The sequence below is a fragment of the Gilliamella bombi genome (assembly GCF_900103255.1).
Classification (GTDB): domain Bacteria; phylum Pseudomonadota; class Gammaproteobacteria; order Enterobacterales; family Orbaceae; genus Gilliamella; species Gilliamella bombi.
Map to the genome: position 1 here is coordinate 526 of NZ_FMWS01000073.1, position 1028 is coordinate 1553.

The 1028-nt window shown below is 29.2% G+C and carries 1 protein-coding gene and 1 pseudogene; both read right to left on the reverse strand.

Translation table 11 applies throughout. The features are described from left to right. A partial coding sequence (locus B9N71_RS11790; RefSeq protein WP_167370112.1) for a hypothetical protein occupies positions 1-618 on the reverse strand: 618 nt, incomplete at its 3' end. Between the two features lies 1 nt (position 619). After that, positions 620-1028: pseudogene (locus B9N71_RS11795) on the reverse strand (hypothetical protein); the annotation flags it as partial.

The following is a 1028-nucleotide window of genomic DNA, read 5'->3' on the forward strand; positions in this document are numbered from 1 at the left end:
TGAATAACGTCGATAAAAACTGATATCATCTATTTTACCAATAAAAGCATCAAATTTTTTATGAGATAAATATTCGTTACTTTCTGGAAAGTATATATTATTGTAGATACTGTATAAGTAAAACTCAGGAAATAAATTTTCAAACTCTTCTTTACCAAATCCATCTTCGATAATTTTTTTATCGCCACAATAAGAATATTTGGCTTCCATAAAATTTTTTAATCTTTGGTTGATATATACACATTGAACCATTAACTCATTATTTTTAATCATAATAGGTATATTGGCTTCAGTAGTTTCGGCAGCTGGCATAATGTAATTAAATGCAGACTTATTATTCCATGAATTCAATCTAATATTCAGCATGCCCCATATTCCAATTACATTTTTATATGATTTATTGAAATTTTTTGCATGTACTTCTAGTATTCCTGACTCCGAAAAAAAATCATCTTCATCACTATTTTTATTTTCACAAAAGTAAGATATAAACTTATAAGACTTAGAGTTAATATTAAATTTTTGATTTGTGATGCTTTTTTTAGTTAAGCAAGATTCTTCTGCTGAACAAACTGCACTGATTATCATCACTAAAATCAATAATATTATTTTTCTCATTCTAAAATTCCTCAGTTAAATTTGACGTCGCTCGAAGGATTGATTCAAATTGCCTCGCAAAAAAGGCTATATTATCAGCACTATCACTTCCATTTATTACTGCTCTTGCTGCTTTGTAATCAATATGACTTTTATAGATATACCTTGGCAATTTACCACCAGTAAAAATCCCTTTCATCATTCCCCAAATCATGATTGGTACGGCATAATCAAGTTCAGCTGCTTTATCGGGTTGATCAACAAAATCAATACCAAAATAGTCACTCGCTTTTTTATAATTATTTTTCCACGTTAAATGAACTAAGCCTCGACCACGATATTTATAACCATCCCCCTCTTCTGTATTTCCATTATCCTTAGCTCTTTTTTTTAGGGATTCATTGCTTGCTAATACAGGATCATATTTATTA